Origin of the sequence: Ancylobacter sp. G4_0304 (genome assembly GCF_047501495.1) — a bacterium.
In the GTDB taxonomy this organism is placed as follows: domain Bacteria; phylum Pseudomonadota; class Alphaproteobacteria; order Rhizobiales; family Xanthobacteraceae; genus Ancylobacter.
This window is the reverse complement of the sequence record NZ_JAZDRM010000003.1, coordinates 30,309-53,486: the sequence shown is the minus strand read 5'-3', so window position 1 is coordinate 53,486 and position 23,178 is coordinate 30,309. Positions and strand designations below refer to the sequence as shown.

Sequence of the window (23,178 nt, the reverse complement as noted above, 5' to 3'; positions counted from 1 at the left end):
GCGCCATTGGTTGTCGTGATGCACAAATGCTCCATGCCCGCGGGCACCGTGTGATGCCCGACTTATGGTTCACCGGGGCGACATCGGCGCCGCCCTACTCACTGGTGCATCTTATGCACACGACGCGGGCGAAATAGCTGATTGTCCACCCCTCGGCATTTGATGAAGGTTAGGCTTCAAGCGCCGCGCGAAGCGCAGCGCGCGGCAGTAGTTCGAGGAGTCCTACCTTCATGAGCGCAGACGCCACGTCTCCCGCAGACAAAGGGGCGTCCGGTCCCCTGTCCGGCATTCGCGTGATCGATGCCACGCACATGCTGGCGGGCCCCTATTGCACATGGCTGCTGGGCGCTCTCGGCGCGGACGTGGTCAAGATCGAGCGGCGGGGCGCGGGCGACTTCACGCGCATCATCGCCCCCTTCAAGGACGAAAAGAGCATCTATTTCATGAGCGTGAACCGCAACAAGCGCAGTCTCACGCTCGACCTCAAGCATCCCCGTGGCAAGGCGGTGATGACGCGTCTGCTCACCGGCGCCGATGTGTTCGTCGAGAACAACCGTGCCGGCGTCATGGATCGGCTTGGCTTTGGCTATGAGACGGTGGCGGCGTTCAACCCACGCCTGGTCTATGCGTCGATCTCCGGTTTCGGCCAAACCGGTCCGTATCGCCACAAGCCTTCCTTCGACGCCATCGCGCAGGCCCTATCCGGCATGATGAGCATCACCGGCGAAGAGGCGGGCCCGCCGGCCCGGGTAGGCGCCTCCATCGGCGACATCGGCTCCAGCCTTTTCGCCACGATCGGCGTGCTCTCCGCCCTGCAGCAGCGCGAGCGCACCGGGCGCGGCACCTTCGTCGATGTCGCCATGCTCGACTGCCAGTTGGCGCTGATGGAGAATGCGATCGCCCGCTTCCTGAATGCCGGCGAAACGCCCCGGCGACTGGGAAGCCGTCATCCCCTCATTGCTCCGTTCCAGGCCTTTGCGACGGCCGACGAACCGATCGCGGTCTGCGTCGACACCGCCGAGCAGTGGGAGCGGCTTTGCGGCGCGCTGGAGCGGCCGGACCTTCTGGCCGATCCGCGCTTCCCCACCGGTTCGGTGCGCGCCGACCGGCATGCCGAGCTTGAGCCGATCCTTGCCGAACTGTTCCGCGCACGCGGCCGCGGCGAATGGCTGGCGATTCTCGACAAGGCCGACGTGCCGGCCAGCGCCATTAATTCCGTGCCCGAGGCGCTGCAGGACCCTCAGGTAGTCTCGCGCAACATGGTCAAGGAAGTCCCCGCCGGCTCGGGCCTGCGCTTCGTCTCGATGCCGATCCAGATGCCGCACACGCCGCTTCCCGACGAGAAGGCGCCTCCGGCGCTGGGCGAGCACAGCGCGGAAGTCCTCGCCGATTTCGGTTTCTCGCCGGAAGAGATTGACGCTCTCCGTGGCGAAGCGGTGATCTGAGCGATGCGGGATGCGCCCGCCATCCGGCTTGGAAACCGCCGCAACCGAGCGGCCAAGTGGTAGGCCGCTGCGCCCTCAGCGGCCCTGCCAGATCGGGGGCCGCTTACCCAGAAAGGCGGCGATCGCCTCCTGCATGTCCTGCGAGCCGTAGCAGGCGGCCAGCAGATCGTCGTCGGCATCGGCGGGCACGCCGTGGTCGCGCAGGCGCAGCAGCGCCTGCCGCGTCGCCCAGAGCGTGAGCGGGGCGAGCTGGGTCAGCGCCTCCGCAACCTCTTGCGCCTTTGCGTCGATCTCGTCATCGCCCACCACCATGCGGATCGCGCGAACCGCAAGCAGGTCCTCGGCACCAAGCAGTTTGGCGCTGAAGATCATCTCGCGGGTCATGGCGGTGCTGGTCATGGCGATGAGGCGCGCATAATTGGTAAGGCTGAGGCAGTTGCCAACGGTGCGTGCGATGGGGAAGCCGAAGCGCAGCGACGATGAGGCGATCCGCACATCACAGGCGGAGGCGAGGAGCGCGCCCTGGCCGACGCAGGCGCCGGCCATCGCAGCGACGGTGGGAACCCGCAACTGCTCGATGGCGACGATCAGGCGCTCCGCCTCGCGCTCCAGTGCGACGGCAGCCACGGGATCCGCCGCCTCACTCAGCGCGCCCATGTCCGCGCCGGCCATGAAGGCCGGCTTTTCGCCGCGCATGCCGGTGAACACCACGGCCCGGACCGTGTCGTCCTCGGCGATCTCGGCAAGTGCGGCAACGAGTTCATTCTCCATGCGCGCCGACATTGCGTTGCGTACGCGCGGACGGTTGAAGACGAGCCATTCGACGGCTCCTTCGCGCCGACGGGCGAGGTGGGGCGTATCCATGTCGTGAGAGGTCATCGGGACGTCCTAAAGGGGTCTAGTTCGCCGGTGCGTCGTCGGGTGCCGCGAAGATCTGGCAGTGCTCCGAGGGCAGATGCACAAGGACGCGCTCCCCAGGCTGAGGGCGAAGATGCGGACTGACAAAGGCCCGCAGCGTCGTGTTCGGCGCGATCTCGACCAGCACATCGCGATAATCGCCGAGATAGGCCGAGCGACGCACCACGCCGTTCAGATTGTTGGTAGCCCCTCCGGCCTCGCCCAGCCTGACACGCGAGGGACGGATGCACAGCACCGCCTTCGTGCCGGGGCTGGACAGTCCACTGCGATCCTGCGCGTGAAGCAGCGTGTCCGCGACCCTCAGCTGGCCCGGAGCTTCGCGTCGCCCCGGGATCTCGTTGTTGCTGCCGATGAACGAGGCGACAAAGGCATTGCTCGGCCGTTCGAAAATGTCCTCGGGCGAGCCCAGCTGCTGCACGATGCCGCCCTTCATCACCGCCACCTCGTCGGCCGTGACCAGAGCCTCGCCCTGGTCATGGGTGACGTAGACCGTTGTGATGCCGAGTTCGTCGTGCACGCGTCGGATTTCGAAGCGCATTTCTTCGCGCAAATGAGCGTCGAGGTTGGACAAGGGCTCGTCGAGCAGCAGGATTCGCGGCTCCACGGCCAGCGCCCGTGCCAGCGCGACGCGCTGTTGCTGTCCGCCGGAAAGCTCGAAGGGATAGCGATCGCGCAGCGGCGTCAGACGCACGGCTTCCAGCGCCCGGGAGAGCCGCGCCTCAAGCTCCGCACGGGCCAGCTTTCGCAGTTGCAGCCCGAAGGCGACATTCTCCGCGACGGTCTTGTGCGGCCAGACGGCGTAGTTCTGAAAAACCAGCGAGATGCCCCGCCGCTCAGGGGGAACAACGCGCTGCGGGCTGGAAATGAGATCCCCGCCGGCGCGGATCTCGCCGCCGCTGGGCGTGTCGAAGCCGGCCAGCAGTTGCAGCGTCGTCGACTTGCCGCATCCTGACGGACCGAGCAGCGCCAGCAGGGCGCCGTCGGGAATATGCAGGTCAATGGACTTGAGGGCCTGGTAGGCGCCGTACGATTTGGAAAGTTGGCGAATGTCGATATCGCTCATGGGGCAGCTCCGAGGCTGGCCGCGTTGCGGCGGCGATAGGCGGCGCCCTCGGTGACGAAACGCGCGAGAAGGACGACGATGAGCGTGGCGAACAGGAGCAGGGCGCTGGCGGCGCAGACCGCCTCGTAATTGCCCCCGTCCTTATAGTTGTAGATCAAGGTCGTCATGACATTGGTTCGAGGCGAGACGAGGAAGATCGCCACCGACAATTCCCGCATGATCGGGATGAAGACCAGCAGCCAGCCCGCGACGAGCCCGCCACGCATCAGCGGTGCGGTGATGGAGGCGAAGGTGCGGGCCTCCGTTGCGCCGACGCTGCGCGCGGCGCGTTCGAGATCGGGGCTGATGCCCTTGAGGATCGACCCGGCCTGCGAATAGGCGATCGGCAGGAACGTCGCCACGAAGGCCGCGATGATGATGGTGGCCGTGCCGTAGAGGTTCAGCGGCTGCCGCGTATAGGCGGAGAAGAAACCGACCGACAGCACGATGCCGGGAATGATGATCGGGATGGTGACGAGCGCGGCGATCAGGCCAGCGCCGCGGAGGAGCTTCCGCTCGACGATGTAGGCGACCAGAATGCCGATGATCATGCAGAAGCTGGCCGCGATCCCGGCATAGAGCAGGCTGTTGACGATGGCGCGCTGGGTTTCGGCATTCTCGAAGATCGCCCAACGATACCAATGCAGCGTGAGATTGGAGGGGATGGGCCCGAGCCCCCATGCCCGACTCAGTGACACCAGCACGATGGCGACATAGGGCAGCACGACCGCTGTGACCGGGACGATCAGGGCAAAAGTGAGCGCTGGTAGGCGCCACGCTTTCAGCCGGATCTTCCGCCCGGCTCGCCCCTTGCCGCCCACGGTGGTGAACTGCCGCCGGCCGAGAATGCGGCGCCTGGCGTAGAACAGCATGCCGGTGATCGCGATCAGCGGCATGCAATAGGCGGCAGACATGTAGAGCGCGGGCGGAAAGAGCTGGTAGAACTCGGCCAGCTTGGTGGTGACCACCAGTGTGCCGCTTGGCGTCAGCAGGAAGGCCGGCACGCCGAACAGGGTCATGCCCTGGATGAAGGAAAGGATAAAGCCGACCAGCACGGCCGGCATGACCAGCGGAATGGTGACCGAAAACATGGTCTTTACGACGCCGGAACCCAGGGTCGTGGCCGCGTCTTCCAGTTCGACGGGCATTTCCTCCAGCGCGCTGGAGACCAGTGTGAAGGTGTAGGGCACGGTATAGATCGAGCAGACGAAAATGGTGCCGATCATCGAATAGATGTTCAAAAGCGGCCACTCGGCACCGCTCAGCGCCCGCCAGCCGACATTAAGCCAGCCCGAATTGGGTGCGGCGAGGAGAATCCAGCCCAGGGCGCCGATGAAGGAGGGGGTGACAAAGGCCGCCATGGTCAAAAGGCGGATGAATCCGCGCATGGGCATATCGGTGCGGGCGACCAGCCATGCCAATGGTACGCCCAGCAGCGTCGAGATGACGGCGACCGCCGTTGCCAGCACAAGCGAATTGAACAGCGGGGTCCAAAGCGATGTGGAGGCGAAGATCTGCACATAGTTGCGCAGGGTCCATTGGCCTGTGACATCATCATGGAAACTGTTGAACACGATCCAGCCGAGCGGCTGGACAATCAGCAGCGCCAGCACCGCAAGCAGGATGACAAGCACGATCAACCGGAACGCATGGTGGCGCCGATAGCCGACCGAGGCGGAACGCGCCGCGCTCACCGAGGGTGATGAGGCCATGGATACATTTCCGGTTTCATCAAATGGCAGCCTACCGACTTAACGTGAGCCAATCCGAGGTGGATACCGGTCCGGCGACATGAAGGACGCCGGACCGGAGCGACCGGCTGGATGTCAGCCGACGATTTCCTTCCACTTGGCAATGCCTTCCGCCACTTCGGCGGCCAGATTGTCCACCGGGTTGCGGTACCACTTGATCGATTCGAGCGTACGTCCCTCGGCCCACGGAACATCGGTGCGCAGCGTCGGCCAGAAATTCTTGGCGAGGATGTTCGACACTTCCACCGAATACAGGAAGTCGGTGAAGAGCTTGCCGGCATTGGGGTGCGGCGCCTTGGTGGGAACCGCAGTCAGGCCAAGATTGAGGATCGCGTCATCAGAAGGAACGGTGACGCCGATCGGGTTGCCCGCCGCCTGCTGGGTCAGCGAGTAGCTGAACGGCGCGGCGGAGCCCACCTTGCGCTCGCCCGAGAGAATGTCGGTCACCGTATCGACGTTGGATTGCCCCACCTTCGGCTTCTGCTTGGCGAAGGCCCGGAGGAAGTCGTCGCCGTACTTCTTGCGGATGGCGACGACCCAGCTCGCTACATCGCCGGAGAAGGCCGGGCTGCCCGTGGTGATCTGGTTCGCCCATGGCGCGTCGAGCAGCGCCGTCCAGGAGGCCGGCGGCGCGGTGACCGAGGTGGACTGGTTGATCGTGGTCAGGCTGATGGCGCCGACATGATAGGTGTTCTCAGGGTCAATGTTGCGGAACGCCTCCGGCACCATGTCGATATTGGTGGGCTTGAACGGCTGGATGGCGCCGAGCTTCTGCAGGTCCTTGTAATGCAGCAGGTTCGTCGTACCGATCGAGTCGCACTGCACGGCGTCATTCTGAATTTCGAGGCGCAGGCGCGTGAAGATCGTCTGCGACGCCTGGCGCAGCAGGCTTACCTCAATGCCGGGGTACTTCGCCTTGAAGGCATCGCGGATCTCTTCGATGGTCTTCTGCTCGTAGGAGCCCCAGTACAGATTGAGGGCGCCCTCCTTCTTCGCGGCCGCGTACAGCGCATCGTCCGCGGCGCTCGCGGGAGATATCCGCAGTGCAGAGGCGGCCAAGGCGGCGGCGCCACCCATCAACACGTGTCGTCTGCTAAAAGCTGCCATCAGTCGGTTCCCCTCATTGTTATGAACCAAGCGTCTTTGGAAGGCGGTCAGTAGTCTCCCGTGGTCGCGCCGCCATCGACGACGATCACCTGCCCGGTGACGTAGCTGGCGTCATCGGAGGCGAGAAAGGCCGCGACGGAGGCAATCTCGGAAGGTTGCGCGGTCCGGCCCAGCGGCATCTTCGCGGTCCAGCTGTCGCGCAAATCCTGCGGTACATCCTTGAGGATCGCGGTTTCCACGATGCCCGGGGCGATGGCGTTGGCGAGGATGCCGCGCCGCGCGCCTTCCAGCGCCACGGTCCGGGTCAGGCCAACAATGCCGGCCTTGGCGGCGGCATAATTTGATTGGCCGAACGCACCGAAGATGGCGGTCGAGGCGGTGTTGATGATGCGGCCCCAGCCCCTCTTGCCGACAAGCGAGAAAGCGGCCTGGCAGCCGAGCCAGGTGCCGCGCAGGCTGATGTCGATGACCTGGGTCCATTCCTCGTCGGTCATTTTCGGCAGTGAGCGATCACGCACGATGCCGGCGACGTTCGCCACGATATCGACGCCGGCGAATTTCGGCGGCAGCGCCGCTACAGCGCTGTCCCAGTTCGCGCGGCTGGCAACGTCCAGCGCGAGCGCGCAGGCCTCATGCCCTTGAGCCGTCAGGTGCTCGGCGCGGGCGACAGCCTGATCGAGCACGAGATCTGCCACGACGACCCGCGCGCCCTCAGCGGCGAAGCGTTCGCAGATCGCGCTGCCGATACCCCCGGCGCCGCCGGTCACCAGCGCGACATGTCCTTCAAGGCGCGGTGATGTCACGATGCTTTCTCCTGCTCGCCGGGCCCGATGAGGAAGACGTCTTCGCCTTCCTGAAGCGGTTCGCCGTTCTGGTTCTTGAGCGTCAGGGCGACGCGAACGATTCCGGCGCCCGGTCGCGATCGGCTGGCGCGCGTCTCCAGCACATTCGCCTCGTAGTGCAGCGTATCGCCGGCGAATATGGGGGCCACAAAGCGCCGCCGGGTTTCCAGGAATGCCTCGATCGCCCAATCGTCGATGGGCGAGCGCAGGCCCGTGCTCAACGCATGGCCGAGCATGCCGTGGGCGACGCGCTTGCCGAAGCCGTGCGCCGCGGCGAATTCAGCGTCCATGTGCAGCGGGTTGAAATCACCGGTCAGCCCGGCGAACTGAACGATATGCGCCTCGGTAATCGTCACGCGGGCCGATTTCAGCTGCTGGCCGACCTCGATGGCGGAGAAGGCAACGCTCATGTACGTTCCCCCTTGATGCGGAACAGCGGCAGATCCGGCGTTCCCGCGACGGTGCCGAAAAAGACCTCGACCGGCATTCCCACCCGGATATCGGCATCCGGCTCCGTCTCCAGTCGCGAGAGGACAAGCACTCCCTCGTCGAGCATCACCAGAACGCAGGTATAGGGCGTCTCGAACGCACTCATGCCGCGCCGGATGGTGGTGAACGAAAAGATGGTGCCCTGCCCGCTCGCCTCGACCCATTCCGGCGAAGCGCCGGGGGCATGGACCGAATGGGCGCGCGGATACCATTGATGTTTACCGGTGACCGGGCAGACCTGGATCATCAGTCGTCCCGCGCGTGCCCCCTCCCAGAAGGGATCGGACGTCACGTCGGTCACAGGAGGCATGCCCTTCGTCATCGCTGCGGCCTCAAAGCGTGAGAATGGCGGTAGCGGCGGCGCAGAATGTGCCCCCCAACCCATGGACCAGAGCCACTTCGGCATCGGGAACCTGCAAGCCCGGTCCTTCGCCGCGCAACTGCCGTACCCCTTCGATAAGCGTGAAGATGCCGCGCTTGCCGGGATGGTTCGAGGACAGCCCGCCACCGTCGGTATTGGTCGGAAGGCGCCCGCCCAGCGTCAGATGCCCGTCATCGACAAAGCCGCCGCTTTCCCCGCGCCCGCAGAAACCCAGATCTTCCAGCGCGAGCATCGGCGTGATCGTGAACGCGTCATAGATCTGCGCGACGTCGATATCGTCGTGCCCGATACCGGCCATGGCGAAGGCGCGGGGGCCGGAGATCGCCGCCGGCGTCGAAAGATCGAGCGCGATCTGGCTGAGCTGAGTACGGGCCGCCGCGCTTCCAAAGCCGGAAAGATGAACCGGACGGCGGCGGCAATCCTTTGCGCGCTCCGCGCTGGTCATCACGATGGCGCCGCCGCCATCGGTGACGACGCAGCAATCGAGCTTGCGCAAGGGCGACGCGATTGGCGTGGAGGCCAGCACATCGTCGATGGTGATCGGAGCGGTGAAGCGGGCATGGGGATTATTGGCCGCATGGTGGCGGAAGGTGACGGCGACCTTGGCGAGTTGCTCGGATGTCGTACCGTAGAGCGCCATGTGGCGCTGGGCGAACATCGCATAGGTCGAGATCAGGGTCGGGCCGTATGGCAGCTCGAACTGGCCCGGGCCCGCCGGCAGCACGAAGGGATCGAAGGACGGCGTGTCCAGCGGCCACCAGCGCGGACAGGCGGCATAGCTGATGACCACCACATCCGCGAGGCCTGTCGCGATTGCCGCCGCCGCGTGGCCGGCATGGACGATGTAGGAACAGCCGCCGACATCGGTGCTGTCGAAAAAGGTCGGCGTGATGCCCGCATATTCGGCGAATTCGGTGAGGCTGCTGACGCCGCCGCCTTCCGCCCAGTCGCTGGCGGCCACGCAGAGCCCGTCCACCTCGGAGAGCGCGATGCCGGCGTCGTCCAGCGCCCCGGCGATGCATTCCATCTGAAGCGCAAAGGGGTGAAGGCGCGGCGCCTGCCGGCGTGGCGACTCATATGCACCGACGATTGACGCTTTGCCCGAGATGCTGGCCACGCGAGATTTCCCATCTGTCCGGTCATCGAGCCTAGGTCGTTTCCCACCTCCGACAAGCAGTTTGAAACCTGCCCATTGGTGCATCGCGTGCATCTGTCGCCCGCTTGACGAGAGCCGGGCGACGCGCGTCATCTAAGGCGCGACGAAAGGGCGAACGCCATGGTTCATCGTTGCAGGAGTTACTGCCCATGCCTGAGACCTTCCATCGCCGCCTGCCGCCCCTTCTCGCGTTACGTGCATTTGAGACATTCGGCCGGAACGGAACGGTGAGAGGCGCCGCAGACGAACTCGCCGTCTCTCACACGGTGGTTTCGCGTCATATCCAGAACCTTGAAGCGGCGATCGGGGTGAAGCTTGTTCAGAAATCCGGGCGCGGCCTCAGCCTCACCCGAGAGGGCAAGCGCTATTCGGGGCAACTCAGCCGCGCGCTGGACCTGATTGCCAGCGCTACGGGCGAGCTGTGGGGAGGCAGCAGCGATGCACTCCATATCTGTTGCATGGCAGGGCTTGCCTCGCGACGGCTGCTGGCGCGACTGCCGGAAATCGAGCGTTTTCTCGGCGGCCGCGAGATCATTCTCCAGCCGATTTCCGCACGACCTGACTTCAGTCAGGGGGAGGTCGATGCCGAGATAAACTACCTCGAATATCCCAATTTTCCGCCGGACCTTCGCGGGGAAGTCGCCTACCGGCCCCGCATCCTTGCAGTTGCGAGCCAGGCGTTCAACGAGGCCCACCGGCACATCCGCACCGCGAACGATCTGGTGAAGCTGCCGCTCCTCCACGAGCGTTCGACGCGGCAATGGGAAAACTGGCTGGAGCATGCCGGGGTCGTCAGCGTTCCCCCACTGAAGGGGCCAAAGCTGTGGCACGGGCATCTCGCCGTGGAGGCGGCAAGACTGGGGCAAGGCGTGGCTCTGGTGAGCGATCTCATGGCCGGGGAATTGCTCACGACTGGCGAGCTGGTCGAGATATGCCCGGCCGATGTCCGGTTGGGAGCGTACTATTTCATCGCACCAGCCCGCCGATGGAATGACCCGGCCATCTCGGCACTACGCGACTGGCTTCACGGCTTTGTCCGGCAGTGCATGGTTGAACCTGCCGCTTCGCCCTCAGCTTAAAAAGTACCATAATCTGAAATTCTAAATGTTCAGGAATATGAATACTATAGCTGACCTGAGACCGTGATTCTCCTCCAGAGCCGATGCCGAGGTTCAGGCGCGGATCGATGAACTATCTCGCGAAAGAACGACGGCGGAAGACAAGCTGCGGCGGCTCTACCAGCTTGTCGCCCACGGCATCGCTGAGCCGGACGACATGCTCAAGGAGCAGATTGCGAAGCTCAAAGCCGACCGGGAGCGAGCGCATTCAGCGCTGGAGCGGACCGAGAATCAGGGTGCCGCCGCAAGCCAACTTGATCCGGACAAGCTCGCCCGCATCGGGCAGCTCACGCGGTCAACCATCACCGAGGGCGAGATGCCGTCCCGCAAAGCCTATATTCGCTCGCTAATCGACGCTGTCGAGGTCGACCAGCACGTGGTGCGCATCCACGGATCAAGGACGGTGCTCGAAAGCCCTACTCGCCGACCAAGCCACCCAGCCGGATGTTCGCGGTTTTGTACGGAAGTGGCGCGCCGACGTCGATGAAACTGAGAACTAAGTCTTCGCTGCGACGCGCTAGGATGCGCTCAGTGGGCCAAGTGTTTAGTCCCACAGCATGGTGGCCTATCGTTAGACAAAATCGCACTGCCTCCGGCACGAATCGATGAACTGCATTTGGGTCGCGGAGCCCAGCGGCTCGGCATGGCACAGCTCACGTTGTCGATTCGGGAAGCTAGCGCTCGGCATCCCTTCCGAACAGCAGCCAGAATGAGATGCCAATCAGTACCAGGCTGGCAAGTAGGACCAGCGTCGCCAACGCGAAGATGAGCGGCACGTTGGACGAGTGCGAGGTCGCCTGCGCCCATTCGAACAGCGGTAGCGTCGTCACGGTGCCGCGTAAGAGAATGGTGCGCGCCAGCTCATTGAACGACAGCAGGAAGCCGAAAAGCGCCGCGGACACCACGCCCGGCATGATCAGCGGAAACTCGATGTCCCGGAAGCGCCGCCACGGTCCGGCGCCCAGATCCGCCGCCGCATCGTTCAACCGGATGTCGAAGCGGGTGGTGGTCACCAGGAGGGCCAGAAGCGCGAAGGGATAGGCCCAGGCGAAATGCGCGAGAAACACCGACCACAGGCCGAGCCTGAGCCCCAGAAACACCCGCAAATACAGGAACAGGCCGGCGCCGAGCAGCACACCCGGGATGAACAGTGGCGCCAGGAAGGCGAGCAGCAGTGCGCCGCGCGCCCGCAGCTGCGGCAGCGAACGCGCCACCAGCAGCCCAGACGCCGCGCAGGCCAACCCCACCATCGCCCCGAAGCCCAGGCTGGCCAGCAGCGGGCCAAGCCAGCGCCGGTCGGTGAACAGCCTGTCGTACCACTCCAGCGTGAAGGGTCCGGGCACCCCGCCGAGCGGGTCGGCGCTGACAGACATGACGCCGAGCCAGAGCATCGGTGCGTAGGTCAGCGCGATCATGCCGAAGCCGCCGAGCGCGGCGACCAGGCCGAGGCGGCGCTCCAACCGGCCGGCGCGGACGTGGACGGGGTGGACATCGACGGGACGCCCCCCGGACGGCGTATCGGTCGCCAAACGCGTCGTTGTGCCAGCTGCGCTCATCGCTTCATCCCCTCGAACACAGCGCTGATCGAGCCGCCGCCGATCAGCCGCAGGGCGACGAACAGCGCTGCAAGGATGCCCAGCACCAGCGTCGAGAGCGCCGCCGCGACCGGATAGTTCAACACCTGCAGCAGGCTGCCGATGGAGGAACCGAGCATGGCAACCCGGCCGCCGCCCAGCAGCTGCGGCACCACCGTTTCGCCAAGCAAGGGCACGAAGGTGAAGATGATGCCGGCGATGATCCCGGGCAGTGCCAGCGGCAGGATCACGTCGGCGAGCAGCCGGGCCGGCGGGGCGCCGAGATCGCGCGCGGCCTCGATCAACTCGTCGTCGATCAGTGAGATGGAGAGAAAGATCGGCAGCACCATGGTCGGGAAGGAGGGTGCTAGCAGGCCGAGATGAACCGAGAACTCGGAGAACAGCAGCCAGTCCAGCGGCTGGTCGATGATGCCGAGATGCAGGAGGGCCGTGTTCACGAGGCCTGAGCGCGACAGCACCGAGCGCCAAACGATCGTACGCGAGGCGAGACTGATGAAGAAGGGAACCGTCAGCAGCGCCAGCACCATCGCCTTGAGCATGGACGATCGCACGCCCTTGGCCAGCCAGAGCGCGAAGGGCAGCGCCAGGCCGAGCTCAATGGCGGTAACGACGCCGGCGATGCGCAGAGTGCGCAGCGTGACCTCGTAGCGGCCGGAATCGAACACCGCGGCATAGGCGGCCGTGCTCAGGTTGGAGGAGAAGCTGTAGTCCTTCATTTCAAGGAAGGACCACAGCACCAGCAGCGCCACGGGCACCACGACGAATACCGCCCAGAGGGCGATGAAGAGGATCAGGGTGGTTCGCAGCATCGGCCCATGGGTCGCGTAAGTGAAGCGATTGGAAAAACGCGGGCGGGGGGGAAGCCCCCTGCCCGCGCACCGGCCTGGGCTCACGCCTGGCGGAAGCGCTCCCACTCGGCCTCGATGGCCTGGATATTGGTCGGCGCGGCATTCTGCCAGAAAAGCGGTGCGGCGAACTTCTTCTCGATCTTGGCGATGTTGGCCCTGATCGACTCGATGTTCTCCGCCGACATCTTCTGCGCCTCGGCATAGGCGAGGCCCGCCTTGGCGTTGGCGGTCGCGTAGCCGCGCAGCACAGCGATCTGCGCGGCATAGGCACCGCCGAGGAAACCGGAAAGCGCCTTGGCGACAACCTCGGCGCGCGCGCCTGTGGCCGCTTCCTTGGGCACATAGGCGCAGATCATCCACTTGTTGTAGCCTTCCTTGGTGAAGGCGTAGCGCACATCCTTGCCCTGCTTGCGCAGTTCCTTGACGGCCGGCTCCCAGCAGTTGATCGCAACCACTTCCTTGCGGGCCATCAGGTCAATGGATTCCTCGAAGGTCGACCACAGGGCGCGGAACTGGCCCGCCTTCTTGCGCGCGATGAGGAAGTCGACCACGGCCTTGGCCTCGGCCGGCGTCATGTTGGAGGGATCGCCGATCTCCTGCTTGCCCGCCACCTTCAGATAGGTCGCTGCCATCGGCAGCGAGGTCAGCCAGGTGTTCTCCAGCGAGACCTTGCCGAGCGTCTTCTCGCTTTCGAACAGCAGCGCGTAGGAGAGCGGCTCCTCCTCACTGATCGCCTCGGGATAATAGGCGAAGGAGTCGGCATTCATCACCACCGGCATGCCGAACTGTTTGCCCTCCGGCCCCTGAGCCAGCGGCGAGTTCATCACCGAAGCGGGGGCGGCAGCCCAGCCCCTGACCTTGGCCGGGTCGATGGGGGCGAAGAAGCCCTTGGCGCCGAGTTCGTCCTCGATGCCGCCATCCATCAGGAAAAGGTCGATTCGTTCGCCAGCGGCGTTCGCGACCACCTCCTGGCGGAAGATACCCGGGTCGGAATTGATGCCGGTGAATTCGACGGTGAGGCCGGTTTCCTTTTCGAAGGCCGACCAATCATCGAGCGCGGCGGTCTCGACGCCCATGATACGCACCACGGAAGCCGCGGCGTGGGAGCGGCCGATCAAAGCGGGCGCCCCGAGCAGGGCGGCCCCGGCGACCGTGGCTTTGAGGATGGCACGGCGACTGAGGCCCGGCTGGCCCTGAGGCCGCGTGAGGTCACGCTCGTTCATCTGACTGTTCTCCTTGTTCTGGAAGGTTTTATGGTCGTCATCCCTCTGCGGGGACGCATCTTGCATCGCCGGCGGACCAGCCGATCAGCACGGCGTCGGAGGTAAGGTCGTCCTCGGTCCAGGCTCGGGCGTGGATCGTGCCGAACCGGGTCTCGACGGCGACGTCGACGTATTTGCCCTTGTAGATCCGGGCGATGATCCGCCCTTCGATGCTGTCGCTGGTGGGCGTCGCAGCCTCGCCGACCGGCTGAAGGCGCAGCTTCTCGGCGCGCAGCAGCAGGGCCGCCTTCTGGCCCGGACGCGGCACCTCGGCGCCGGTCCAGAGGCCGTGGAAGACGCCGCCCGGCGCGGTGATCTCGGCGACATTGCCGGCAACACCCGAGATCGTGCCGTCGATGATGTTCTCCACGCCCATGAAGGAGCCGGCGAAGCGCGAGCAGGGGCGCTCGAACAGGTCGCGGGGCGTACCTTCCTGCGCGATGCGCCCGCCCCGCATCAGGATGATGCGGTCGCTCATGGTGAGCGCCTCTTCCTGGCTGTGGGTGATGAACACGAAGGTCATGCCGAGCCGGCGCTGCAACTCCACCAGCTCGATCTGCATGTCGAGCCGCAGCCGCTCGTCGAGCGCGCCCAGAGGCTCGTCCAGCAGCAGCACGTCGGGCTCGGTGAGAATGGAGCGGGCCAGCGCGACGCGCTGGCGCTCGCCGCCGGAGAGCTGGTGAATGCGACGGTCGTATTTGTCGGGCAGCCGGACGGTGGCGAGCGCGGCCTCGGCGCGGCTGCGCCGCTCGGCGGCGCCGACTCCGCGCAGCTTCAGGCCATACTCCACATTCTGGCCCACGCTCATGTGCGGAAACAGGCCGTAATGCTGGAAGACGGTGGTCACGTTACGCTTGTGCGGGGGCAGGCCGAGCACATCGCGGCCGCCGATACGCAACGCGCCCACGGAGGTGGGGTGGTCGAGACCGGCGATGATGCGCAACAGCGTGGTCTTCCCCGAGCCACTCTGGCCGAGAATCGTGAGAAACTCGCCACGCGCCGCGGTGACCGTGACATCGTCCAGCCCCTTGACGGTGCCGAAGTCGCGGGAGGCGCGGATGACTTCCAGCGCGGGCGCGTCGACCTTATCGGACGGGTTGGGCATGCGTGCTTCCGGACAAGAACGGGACCTCACAGTTGCGACGATCGGGCACCGGCGTGGCGGAATGACGGGCGGTCGATCTGCGCTTGAGCCGCCGCATCACTTCGCTTAGCATGACCCCATTCTGTGATCACTGATCGCAAAAAGCAACACGAGGGATCTGCATGGCCACGAGAAATGCGCGCGGCGACGGCGTGCCCGGGGAGACGGTCACCGCCATCGAGCCCTTCCTGCTCTCGGTGCTCTCGTCGCGGCTCTCCGCCATCGTGCGGGAAATGAACGCGACGCTGATGAAGTCCAGCCGCTCGGCGGTCATCAAGAACGCGCGCGACTTCTCCTGCGGACTGCTGACCTACGACCATCGCCTGCTGTCGGTGGAGGACTGCATCCCCATCCACATCACGGCGCTCGATCTCACCACCAAGCCGATCACCGAGTTCTTCGACGACATTCGCGAAGGTGACGCCTTCATCAACAACTGCCCCTACACCGGCAACACCCACCACGCCGACATGACGCTGTGCGTGCCGGTGTTCTGCGATGGCGAGCCGCTGTTCTGGACGCTTGCGCGCGCCCACCACGCCGATATCGGAGCGCCGATCCCCACCACCTATCTGCCGGAAGCCAAGACCATCTATGAGGAGGGCCTGCATCTTCCCTGCGTACGCATCCAGGAAGGCTTCAAGGACAAGGCGGACATCATCCGCATGTGCCGGATGAAGATCCGGGTCTCCGATCTCTGGTACGGCGACTACCAGGCGCAGGTCGGCGCCTGCCGGGTCGGCGAGCGCCGGCTCAAGGAGCTCTGCGACCGCTACGGCCGCGCCACGGTGAAGGCCTTCATCGAGGAATGGATGGCCTATGGAGAGCGACGCATGATCGCCGAGGTGCGCACGCTGCCCAAGGGCACCTGGCGTTTCGAGACCCGCCACGACCCGGTGCCGAATGTGGCCGAGGACGGCATTCCCGTGCGCGTCACGCTCAGCATCGACCCGGACGAGGCAATGATCACGGTCGATGCCACCGACAATGTCGACTGCGTGCCGGGCGGGCTCAATCTCACCGAGGCCACCGCTCTCGCTGCGTGCCGCATCGGCGTGTTCTACAATCTCGATCCCGACCTACCGCACAACGAGGGTAGCGCCTCGCGTATCCGCATCCTGCTGAAGGACGGGTCCGCGCTCGGCCGACCGGCCTATCCAGTCGGCACCTCGGTCGCCACCACCAACCTGACGAGCCGCCTCATCACCGCGGTAGCGAGCTGTTTCTCGCAGATCGGCGAGCCGCATGGCATGGGCGAGTTCGCCTATTCGCAGGCGCTGGGCGAGGCGGTGATCTCCGGCACCGACCCGACGCAGGGCGACATCGCGCGCGGCGGGCAGCCTTATGTGAACCAGATCTTCCTCGGCTATGGCGGAAGCGCCGGCTTGTCCGGCTACGATGGCTGGCTGCTGTCGGGAGCGGGTTGCGACGGCGGGCAGATGTCGGTCGATTCGGTCGAGATCAACGAAGCGATGTACCCGATGCTGGTCGAGGAACGCCGGGTGGCGGTCGATTCCGGCGGCCCGGGCGAATTCGACGGGGCACCGGGCATCGCCGGAACCTATCGTCCGCTGGCGGGCGAGATGACGGTCTACTGGGGCAGCGACGGCGACATCACCCCCGCGCGCGGCGTGCGCGGCGGAGGAGATGCCGCGACGTCCGGCAACTGGCACCGCCTGTCCGATGGAACGGTGAAACAGCTCGTGACCTTCGGCGATGTCACCATCGGCCCTGACGAGGCGGTGATGTTCCGCGCCTGCGGCGGCGGCGGCTATGGCTTTCCCCATGCCCGGGCGCCGGAAAAGGTGCTCCGTTCGGTGCGGCGCGGCTGGATTTCGCCCGAACGCGCCCGCGACGCGTATGGCGTCGTCGTCCGCCGGGCCCCCAGCCTCGGCGGCTGGGAAATCGACGAAGCCGCGACCGCCGGACGGCGCGCCAGCCTCACCCCTTCCTCCTGACCATTGCGGCGGGTCTTCCAATGAGCTTTTCCATCGCCATCGACATTGGCGGCACCTTCACCGACTGCATCGTCGAGGACAGAAGGGGCGAACTCCATATCTTCAAGGCTTCGTCGACGCCGCCGGACTTCGAGACCGGCTTCATGAACGCGCTAAAGCTGGCAGCCGAGAGCTTCGGGCTCGGCCTTGCCGACTTCCTCGGCCAGACCGGCCGCATCGTGCACGGCTCCACCGTCTCGACCAACGCGCTGGTCGAGCGCAAGGCGGCGCGGACCGGCTTTCTCTGCAATGCCGGCCATCCGGACATCCTCACCCTGCGTGAGGCGGTGCGCAAACCCGTCTTCAACTGGCGGCTCGACTTTCCCGACCCCTATGTGCTGCCAGCCGACACGGCGGAGATTCGCGGCCGCATCAGCGCGCGTGGCACCATCATCGAACCGCTCAACGAAGAGGATGTCCGCGCCGCCGGGCGTCGCCTCATGACGCAGGGCGTCGAGGCCATCGGCATCTGCTTCCTGTGGTCGATCGTCGATGGCGCCCATGAGCGGCGCGCCCGCGAGATCATCCACGAGGTGTGGCCCGGCGTGCCGGTCACTCTCAGCCATGAGCTCAACCCGATCGGGCGGGAATATCGCCGCGCCATCTCCACCGTGATCGACGCCTCGCTGCTTCCCATCGTCAGTGACTATGTAACGAAGCTCACCGGCGCGCTGGAGGCCGCCGGCTTCCGCGACGAGCTGCTGCTGGCCAACTGCGTTGGCGGCATGATGCCGCCGGGCGACCTGATCGCGCGGCCGATCTTCTCGGTGATGTCGGGCCCGACACTGGCCCCGGTCGCCGCCCAGCAGCTCACGACGGAGCCGAATGTCATCGTCGTCGACATGGGCGGCACCACTTTTGACGTTTCGGCGATCCGCGACGGGCACTTCATCGTCTCACAGGAGGCGATGATCGGTGACGACATGCTGGGGATACCGAAGATCGACGTGCGCTCGGTGGGCGCGGGCGGCGGGTCAATCGCCACCATCGACGCCGGCGGCATGCTGCATGTGGGCCCACACAGTTCCGGCGCGCGCCCCGGTCCGGCCTGCTACGGGCGCGGCGGGGAGCTGCCCACCGTCACCGACGCCAATGTGGTGCTCGGCATTCTCGACCCCAATTATTTCCTCGGCGGGCGGATGAAGCTGGACCGCGGCGCGGCGGAACGGGCGGTCTCCGGTATCGCCTCCGGCCTCGGCGTCTCGCTGGAGGATGCGGCCTACGCCATCTACACCACCGGCAACAACGTCATGGTGGGCGCCATCGAAGACATGACGGTAAAGGAGGGCATCGACCCGCGCGACAGTTTCATGGTGGTCGGCGGCGGCGCCACGGCGGCCCATATCTGCGAAATCGCGCAGGAGCTCGGCATCGCCCGCATGATGGTGCCCCGCTTCGCAGCCGGGCTGTCCGCCTATGGCGGTCTGATCTCCGACATACGCTGGGAAGAGCAGGCCACGGCGCTGACCTCCTCCGCCGCTTTCGATCCCGCACGTATCAACGCCGCCGTGGAGCGCTTGATCGAACGCGGGCGGGCCTTCCTCACGGAAGCCGGAGTGCCGGGGGAGCGCCAGCGTTTTGCGACCGTTTATCTCGGCCGCTACCAGTACCAGTCCTGGGAGATCGAAGTCCCCTTCGAGGTGCCCGAGGGCGGCGTCGGCGCCGGCGACCTCGAACGCCTGGTCGCCGCGTTTCACGCCATGCACGAGCGCATCTATTCGGTGAAGGCCGAGACCGACGTGGTCGAGTTCACCACCTGGAAGGTACGGGCCATCGGCCTCGCTCCCGAGCGACCCGCGCGCGTCATCCGCCCGGCGCAGCAGGGCGCCCCGGTGCCGAAGTCGCACCGCAAGGTGTATGTGCGCGAAGCCGGGGGCGTCATCGACTGCCCCATCTACGGAGGCTCCGATCTCGGCGCCGGGGCACGCGTCGAGGGACCGGCGGTGATCGAGGAGCCGACCACCACCATCATGCTGCTTCCGCGCTGGAGCGCGGTGGCGGACAGCGACGGCAACTACCTGCTCGAACTGCACTGATCCCGCCACGGCTGGCGTAACGCGTCGCCCTCCGGCAGCCGGCAAAAGAAAGGCCCCGGACATCGCATCCGGGGCCTTTTGCGTGGAAGGGACGGGCAAGATACCGAGAAGAACCGGGCGCTCGTCAGTGCTTGCGGGTGAGCGCACCCTCACGGACCAGCTCGGCAGCGACGGCGTTCACCGCCGTGCCGAGGCCGGTGACCATCTCGTCGATATTGGCGCTGGAAAGGGTGAGAGGGGGCGACATGGCGATCATGTTGCCCAGCGGCCGGACGATCACGCCCTGGTCATAGGCCTTGGAGACGATGCGCGCGCCGACCTTCAGCGCGAGGTCGAAGGGCTGCTTGGTGGCGCGGTCGGCGACCGTTTCCACCGCCAGCATCAGGCCGACGCCCCGAATATCGCCGACGATGGGGTTGTCGCCGAGGCGGTGACGCAGCGCCTCCTTCAGCTCGGCCCCAGCCCTGGCGGCATTACCGACGAGGTCCTCGCGCTCGACAATGTCGAGATTGGCAAGGGCGGCGGCCGCCGCGATCGGGTGCGCCGAATAGGTGAAGCCGTGGGCGAAGGAAGCCACCTCGCCAGACGTCTCCTTCAGCACGTCCCAGATCCGGTCCGAGATCACGCTGGCCGAAATGGGCTGGTAACCGGAGGACAGGCCCTTGGCCATGGTCATGATGTCCGGCCGGATGCCGAAATACGTTGTGCCGAAGGGCGAGCCGAGCCGCCCGAAGCCGCAGATCACCTCGTCGGCAATCATCAGGATGTCGTAGCGGTCGAGCACCTCCTGCATGGCCGGGAAGTAGCCTTCCGGCGGCACCAGCACGCCGCCCGTGCCCATCACCGGCTCGGCGATGAAGGCGGCGACCGTCTCCGGACCTTCCTTCAGGATCAGCGTCTCCAGTTCGCGGGCGAGATAGGCGGTGAATTCCGCCTCGCTCATGCCCTCCGGCTTCTCGCGGTACTGGTCGACCGAGTGGGTGCGCACGATCTGCGGCAGCGGCAGGTCGAAGAACTGGTGGCAATTGGTCAGCCCGGTCAGGCTTCCCGCGCCGATGGTGACGCCGTGATAGGCGCGGTTACGGGCGATGATCTTCTTCTTCGCCGGCTTTCCGCGCAGGTTGTTATAGTACCAGACCAGCTTGATGTTGGTGTCGTTGGCGTCCGAGCCAGAATTACCGAAGAACACCTTGCTCATATGATCGGGTGCCCAGCGCAGCACGCGGTCGGCGAGGCGGATCGAGGGTTCGTTGGCGATCGAGGTGAAGGAGTGGAAGAACGGCAGCGCCTGCGCCTGCCGGGTCATCGCGTCGACGATCTCCTGCCGGCCATAGCCGACGTTCACGCACCACAACCCCGCCGCGCCGTCGAGATAGCGGCGGCCCTTGCTGTCGGTGACATGCACACCGGTCGCCGAAGCCATGATGCGCGGGCCGTTGGCAAGGTGGTCGCCGATACTGGTGAAGGGGTGGAACAGGCTGCGCTTGTCCATCTCCTCAAGTGACATGTTGTGGTGCGGTTCGAGGCTCATGCGCAGGCTCTCCAGAGAGGCGTGTTGAAGCAGTCTGCGTCGCACTATAAAGTGTGATCACTGATCTCGCAATTGAGAGGGTCTCAACGTGCAGCGCAATTTCATCGCCGGCAACTGGGTCGAAGGAGCCGGCACCGTGCGGAACGTGAATCCGTCCGACATTTCCGACGTGATCGACGAGTTCGCCCTCGCCACGCCGGCCCAGGTGGGCGAAGCGGTGGCGAGTGCGCGGGGGGCGCTTCCGGTATGGGGCGCCCTGACGCTGCAGGCCCGCAGCGAGACGCTGGATGCGATCGGCACCGCGATACTCGGCCGTCGCGAATCGCTCGGCCGCCTCTTGTCGCGTGAGGAAGGAAAGCCGCTCGCCGACGGCATCGGCGAGGTGACGCGCGCCGGCCAACTCTTCAACTTCTATGCGGGCGAGGTACTGCGCCTCGCCGGCGAACGCCTGCCTTCGATCCGCGCCGGTGTCGAGGTGGAGGTGATGTCCGAGCCGGTCGGTGTGGTCGGCCTGATCACACCGTGGAACTATCCGTCATCGGTTCCCGCCAACAAGATCGCGCCGGCTATCGCCTACGGCAACGCGGTCGTGCTGAAGCCCTCCGAACTGGTGCCGGCGAGCGCGGTGGCGCTGTTCGAGATCATGGAGCAAGCGGGCCTGCCGGCAGGGCTGGTCAATCTCGTCATGGGCGGCGCGGACGTCGGCGAGGCCCTGGCGTCATCGGCTGACATCAACGCCATCAGCTTCACCGGCTCGACCGCCACCGGCCGCAAGGTCGCCGCCCATGCAGTGGTGAACGGCGCGAAGGTGCAGCTTGAACTGGGCGGCAAGAACCCGCTGGTCGTGCTCGACGACGCGCCGTTCGACATCGCGGTCGAATGCGCGGTGAACGGGGCCTTCTACCAGACCGGCCAGCGCTGCACGGCATCGAGCCGGTTCATCGTCACCGAAGGCGTGCACGACCGCTTCGTCGCGGCTGTAGCCGAGCGCGCGCGCGCCCTCAAGGTCGGCCATGCGCTGGAGGCCGGCACGCAGCTCGGCCCGGTGATCGACGAGCGCCAGCTTGCCAAGGACATGTCCTATATCGACATCGCGCGCGGGGAAGGTGCGCGGCTGGTGACCGGGGGCGAGCGGCTCAACCGGGACACCGAGGGCTTCTATCTCTCGCCCGCCCTCTTCGCCGACACCCATCGCGACATGCGCATCAACCGCGAGGAAGTGTTCGGTCCGGTCGCCTCGGTGATCCGGGTGAAGGATTACGAGGAGGCGCTCGACGTCGCCAACGACACGATCTACGGCCTCTCCGCCGGCATCTGCACGACGACGATGAAATACGCCCACCATTTCCGCCGCAACGTGAAGGCGGGCATGACCATGCTGAACCTGCCCACCGCCGGCGTCGACTACCATGTACCGTTCGGCGGCACGAAAGCTTCCGGCTACGGGCCGAAGGAACAGGGGCGCGTGGCGCGCGACTTCTTCACCCAGACCAAGACGTCGTATCTGCTTGAAGGCTGACCGGCACGCGCGACGCCGGCCGGCTCATTTGTCGGTCGGCGTTTCGGCGGCCTCCTCGGCGAAGACCGCCGTCCGCTGGAGAAACTCGGCGCCTCCCGCGACGTCGGCCTCCATCGCCGCGCGGGCGGTGCGCCCATCGCCGCGGCGCAGCGCGTCGATCACCGCGTCGTACTGGTCAGTGTCGAGCTGGCCGCGAATGTCGGCCGCGTAATGGCGCATGAACGGACCGATCTGCAGCCACAGCCGCTCGATTAGGTCTTCCAGCACCGGCGCGCGTGCCGCCTTGAAAACTGCGAACTTGAACTGCTGGTTCAGCTGCAGATAGCCATCAGCATCGTTTGCCTGCGCCGCCTCATGCAATCCACCGGCGATCAGCTGAAGCGAGCTTATCTCGTCAGGCATAATGAGCCGCGCCGCCTTCTCCGTGGCGATACCTTCCAGCAGCATGCGCAACTCCATCAATTCGTTGAACTGCTCGCGCGTCAGCACAGGGATGGAGATGGTGCCATTGGCGAGAGGCGTGACCGCCTTCTCCGCAGCAAGGCGCGCGAAAGCGGCGCGCACCGGCATGGTGCTGACGCCGAAGGCGGCCGAGATGGAGCGCACGGTCAGCTTCTGACCCGGCTCGAAGCGCGCGGCGATGATGGCGGAACGCAACTCGCGATGCACCCGCTCATGCAGCGGATCTCTCTCCAGCTTCTCAAAAACTACCTGTTCGGTCATGCCATTCGATCGGCGCGCGGCGCCTCTTTGCCAGACTCATGAGGAGGGATAAGCGATTTTGTGATCACTAATCTAACCACTTTCTCAAGTCTGCGCCACGTGTGACGTCGCATTGCCGAATGAGCGCATGGCCAGCTGCCGGTTCTGCGGACGCTCAGTTGAGCTACTCCAACCCTCTGTTGCGCTCCTGCCACGCTGTCAGGACCGTCTTGC

At 65.6% G+C, this 23,178-nt stretch carries 20 protein-coding genes; 6 read left to right on the top strand and 14 right to left on the bottom strand.

Annotated elements, in window-relative coordinates:
- Nucleotides 1–230 precede the first annotated feature (230 nt).
- Nucleotides 231–1,445, top strand: coding sequence for a CaiB/BaiF CoA transferase family protein (locus tag VRZ77_RS02585; RefSeq protein ID WP_414591154.1), 1,215 nt, complete (start codon nt 231–233; stop codon nt 1,443–1,445).
- Nucleotides 1,446–1,520: 75 nt separating this feature from the next.
- Here the strand turns inward: VRZ77_RS02585 and VRZ77_RS02580 are convergent, their stop codons facing one another.
- From VRZ77_RS02580 to VRZ77_RS02545, 8 genes are all read right to left on the bottom strand, one after another.
- A complete protein-coding gene (locus VRZ77_RS02580; protein ID WP_414591153.1) occupies nt 1,521–2,324 on the bottom strand; it encodes an enoyl-CoA hydratase in 804 nt (267 codons plus the stop codon).
- Between the two features lie 19 nt (nt 2,325–2,343).
- Complete coding sequence (locus VRZ77_RS02575) at nt 2,344–3,426, bottom strand: ABC transporter ATP-binding protein (RefSeq protein WP_414591152.1); 1,083 nt, start codon at nt 3,424–3,426, stop codon at nt 2,344–2,346.
- Nucleotides 3,423–5,177 (bottom strand): ABC transporter permease, encoded by a 1,755-nt coding sequence (locus VRZ77_RS02570; RefSeq protein ID WP_414591151.1) that lies wholly within the window; start codon nt 5,175–5,177, stop codon nt 3,423–3,425. The genes VRZ77_RS02575 and VRZ77_RS02570 overlap by 4 nt, the downstream gene beginning before the upstream one ends.
- A gap of 114 nt (nt 5,178–5,291) precedes the next feature.
- Nucleotides 5,292–6,275 carry an ABC transporter substrate-binding protein gene (locus VRZ77_RS02565; RefSeq protein WP_414591150.1) on the bottom strand — a complete coding sequence of 328 codons (984 nt, stop codon included), beginning with the start codon at nt 6,273–6,275 and terminating at the stop codon, nt 5,292–5,294.
- 95 nt (nt 6,276–6,370) lie between these two features.
- A complete protein-coding gene (locus VRZ77_RS02560; protein ID WP_414591149.1) occupies nt 6,371–7,126 on the bottom strand; it encodes an SDR family oxidoreductase in 756 nt (251 codons plus the stop codon).
- Entirely contained in the window at nt 7,123–7,575 is a 453-nt protein-coding gene (locus VRZ77_RS02555) for a MaoC/PaaZ C-terminal domain-containing protein (RefSeq protein WP_414591148.1), read from the bottom strand. The genes VRZ77_RS02560 and VRZ77_RS02555 overlap by 4 nt, the downstream gene beginning before the upstream one ends.
- Nucleotides 7,572–7,976, bottom strand: coding sequence for a Zn-ribbon domain-containing OB-fold protein (locus VRZ77_RS02550; RefSeq protein WP_414591147.1), 405 nt, complete (start codon nt 7,974–7,976; stop codon nt 7,572–7,574). The genes VRZ77_RS02555 and VRZ77_RS02550 overlap by 4 nt, the downstream gene beginning before the upstream one ends.
- A 10-nt stretch (nt 7,977–7,986) precedes the next feature.
- Complete coding sequence (locus VRZ77_RS02545; protein WP_414591146.1) at nt 7,987–9,153, bottom strand: thiolase C-terminal domain-containing protein; 1,167 nt, start codon at nt 9,151–9,153, stop codon at nt 7,987–7,989.
- A 188-nt stretch (nt 9,154–9,341) separates the two neighbouring features.
- On the opposite strand from VRZ77_RS02545, the gene VRZ77_RS02540 reads away from it, so the two are divergent.
- Both VRZ77_RS02540 and VRZ77_RS02535 read left to right on the top strand, forming a co-directional pair.
- Entirely contained in the window at nt 9,342–10,271 is a 930-nt protein-coding gene (locus tag VRZ77_RS02540) for a LysR substrate-binding domain-containing protein (protein WP_414591145.1), read from the top strand.
- Between the two features lie 196 nt (nt 10,272–10,467).
- Nucleotides 10,468–10,797 carry a hypothetical protein gene (locus tag VRZ77_RS02535; protein WP_414591144.1) on the top strand — a complete coding sequence of 110 codons (330 nt, stop codon included), beginning with the start codon at nt 10,468–10,470 and terminating at the stop codon, nt 10,795–10,797.
- Between the two features lie 187 nt (nt 10,798–10,984).
- Here VRZ77_RS02535 and VRZ77_RS02530 read toward each other — a convergent pair whose 3' ends face one another.
- The 4 genes from VRZ77_RS02530 to VRZ77_RS02515 form a co-directional block, all read right to left on the bottom strand.
- Nucleotides 10,985–11,866, bottom strand: a complete 882-nt coding sequence (locus tag VRZ77_RS02530; protein WP_414591143.1) for an ABC transporter permease — start codon at nt 11,864–11,866, stop codon at nt 10,985–10,987.
- On the bottom strand, nt 11,863–12,714 hold the full coding sequence (locus tag VRZ77_RS02525) for an ABC transporter permease (RefSeq protein WP_414591142.1): 852 nt from the start codon (nt 12,712–12,714) through the stop codon (nt 11,863–11,865). The genes VRZ77_RS02530 and VRZ77_RS02525 overlap by 4 nt, the downstream gene beginning before the upstream one ends.
- Before the next feature lie 80 nt (nt 12,715–12,794).
- Nucleotides 12,795–13,976 carry an ABC transporter substrate-binding protein gene (locus VRZ77_RS02520; protein WP_414591141.1) on the bottom strand — a complete coding sequence of 394 codons (1,182 nt, stop codon included), beginning with the start codon at nt 13,974–13,976 and terminating at the stop codon, nt 12,795–12,797.
- Nucleotides 13,977–14,013: 37 nt separating this feature from the next.
- On the bottom strand, nt 14,014–15,120 hold the full coding sequence (locus VRZ77_RS02515) for an ABC transporter ATP-binding protein (protein ID WP_414591140.1): 1,107 nt from the start codon (nt 15,118–15,120) through the stop codon (nt 14,014–14,016).
- A gap of 161 nt (nt 15,121–15,281) precedes the next feature.
- Here VRZ77_RS02515 and VRZ77_RS02510 point away from each other — a divergent pair, with 161 nt between their 5' ends.
- Both VRZ77_RS02510 and VRZ77_RS02505 read left to right on the top strand, forming a co-directional pair.
- On the top strand, nt 15,282–17,117 hold the full coding sequence (locus tag VRZ77_RS02510) for a hydantoinase B/oxoprolinase family protein (RefSeq protein WP_414591139.1): 1,836 nt from the start codon (nt 15,282–15,284) through the stop codon (nt 17,115–17,117).
- A 20-nt stretch (nt 17,118–17,137) separates the two neighbouring features.
- Entirely contained in the window at nt 17,138–19,192 is a 2,055-nt protein-coding gene (locus VRZ77_RS02505) for a hydantoinase/oxoprolinase family protein (protein ID WP_414591138.1), read from the top strand.
- A 124-nt stretch (nt 19,193–19,316) separates the two neighbouring features.
- Here the strand turns inward: VRZ77_RS02505 and VRZ77_RS02500 are convergent, their stop codons facing one another.
- Nucleotides 19,317–20,723 carry an aminotransferase gene (locus tag VRZ77_RS02500; protein WP_414591137.1) on the bottom strand — a complete coding sequence of 469 codons (1,407 nt, stop codon included), beginning with the start codon at nt 20,721–20,723 and terminating at the stop codon, nt 19,317–19,319.
- A gap of 88 nt (nt 20,724–20,811) precedes the next feature.
- Here VRZ77_RS02500 and VRZ77_RS02495 point away from each other — a divergent pair, with 88 nt between their 5' ends.
- The gene (locus VRZ77_RS02495) at nt 20,812–22,242 is read left to right on the top strand and encodes an aldehyde dehydrogenase family protein (protein WP_414591136.1); all 1,431 of its coding nucleotides are present in this window, start codon (nt 20,812–20,814) and stop codon (nt 22,240–22,242) included.
- A 24-nt stretch (nt 22,243–22,266) separates the two neighbouring features.
- Here VRZ77_RS02495 and VRZ77_RS02490 read toward each other — a convergent pair whose 3' ends face one another.
- Entirely contained in the window at nt 22,267–22,965 is a 699-nt protein-coding gene (locus VRZ77_RS02490) for a GntR family transcriptional regulator (protein ID WP_414591135.1), read from the bottom strand.
- Nucleotides 22,966–23,178: the final 213 nt, after the last annotated feature.

What these genes read in the sequence shown, in the direction of transcription:
- VRZ77_RS02510 (WP_414591139.1), top strand. Translation starts at nt 15,282, where the DNA reads ATGGCCACGAGAAATGCGCGCGGCGACGGCGTGCCCGGGGAGACGGTC.
- VRZ77_RS02505 (WP_414591138.1), top strand. Translation starts at nt 17,138, where the DNA reads ATGAGCTTTTCCATCGCCATCGACATTGGCGGCACCTTCACCGACTGC.
- VRZ77_RS02525 (WP_414591142.1), bottom strand. Translation starts at nt 12,714, where the DNA reads ATGCTGCGAACCACCCTGATCCTCTTCATCGCCCTCTGGGCGGTATTC.
- VRZ77_RS02530 (WP_414591143.1), bottom strand. Translation starts at nt 11,866, where the DNA reads ATGAGCGCAGCTGGCACAACGACGCGTTTGGCGACCGATACGCCGTCC.
- VRZ77_RS02585 (WP_414591154.1), top strand. Translation starts at nt 231, where the DNA reads ATGAGCGCAGACGCCACGTCTCCCGCAGACAAAGGGGCGTCCGGTCCC.
- VRZ77_RS02520 (WP_414591141.1), bottom strand. Translation starts at nt 13,976, where the DNA reads ATGAACGAGCGTGACCTCACGCGGCCTCAGGGCCAGCCGGGCCTCAGT.
- VRZ77_RS02550 (WP_414591147.1), bottom strand. Translation starts at nt 7,976, where the DNA reads ATGACGAAGGGCATGCCTCCTGTGACCGACGTGACGTCCGATCCCTTC.
- VRZ77_RS02555 (WP_414591148.1), bottom strand. Translation starts at nt 7,575, where the DNA reads ATGAGCGTTGCCTTCTCCGCCATCGAGGTCGGCCAGCAGCTGAAATCG.
- VRZ77_RS02500 (WP_414591137.1), bottom strand. Translation starts at nt 20,723, where the DNA reads ATGAGCCTCGAACCGCACCACAACATGTCACTTGAGGAGATGGACAAG.
- VRZ77_RS02580 (WP_414591153.1), bottom strand. Translation starts at nt 2,324, where the DNA reads ATGACCTCTCACGACATGGATACGCCCCACCTCGCCCGTCGGCGCGAA.
- VRZ77_RS02570 (WP_414591151.1), bottom strand. Translation starts at nt 5,177, where the DNA reads ATGGCCTCATCACCCTCGGTGAGCGCGGCGCGTTCCGCCTCGGTCGGC.
- VRZ77_RS02515 (WP_414591140.1), bottom strand. Translation starts at nt 15,120, where the DNA reads ATGCCCAACCCGTCCGATAAGGTCGACGCGCCCGCGCTGGAAGTCATC.
- VRZ77_RS02540 (WP_414591145.1), top strand. Translation starts at nt 9,342, where the DNA reads ATGCCTGAGACCTTCCATCGCCGCCTGCCGCCCCTTCTCGCGTTACGT.
- VRZ77_RS02535 (WP_414591144.1), top strand. Translation starts at nt 10,468, where the DNA reads ATGCTCAAGGAGCAGATTGCGAAGCTCAAAGCCGACCGGGAGCGAGCG.
- VRZ77_RS02575 (WP_414591152.1), bottom strand. Translation starts at nt 3,426, where the DNA reads ATGAGCGATATCGACATTCGCCAACTTTCCAAATCGTACGGCGCCTAC.
- VRZ77_RS02490 (WP_414591135.1), bottom strand. Translation starts at nt 22,965, where the DNA reads ATGACCGAACAGGTAGTTTTTGAGAAGCTGGAGAGAGATCCGCTGCAT.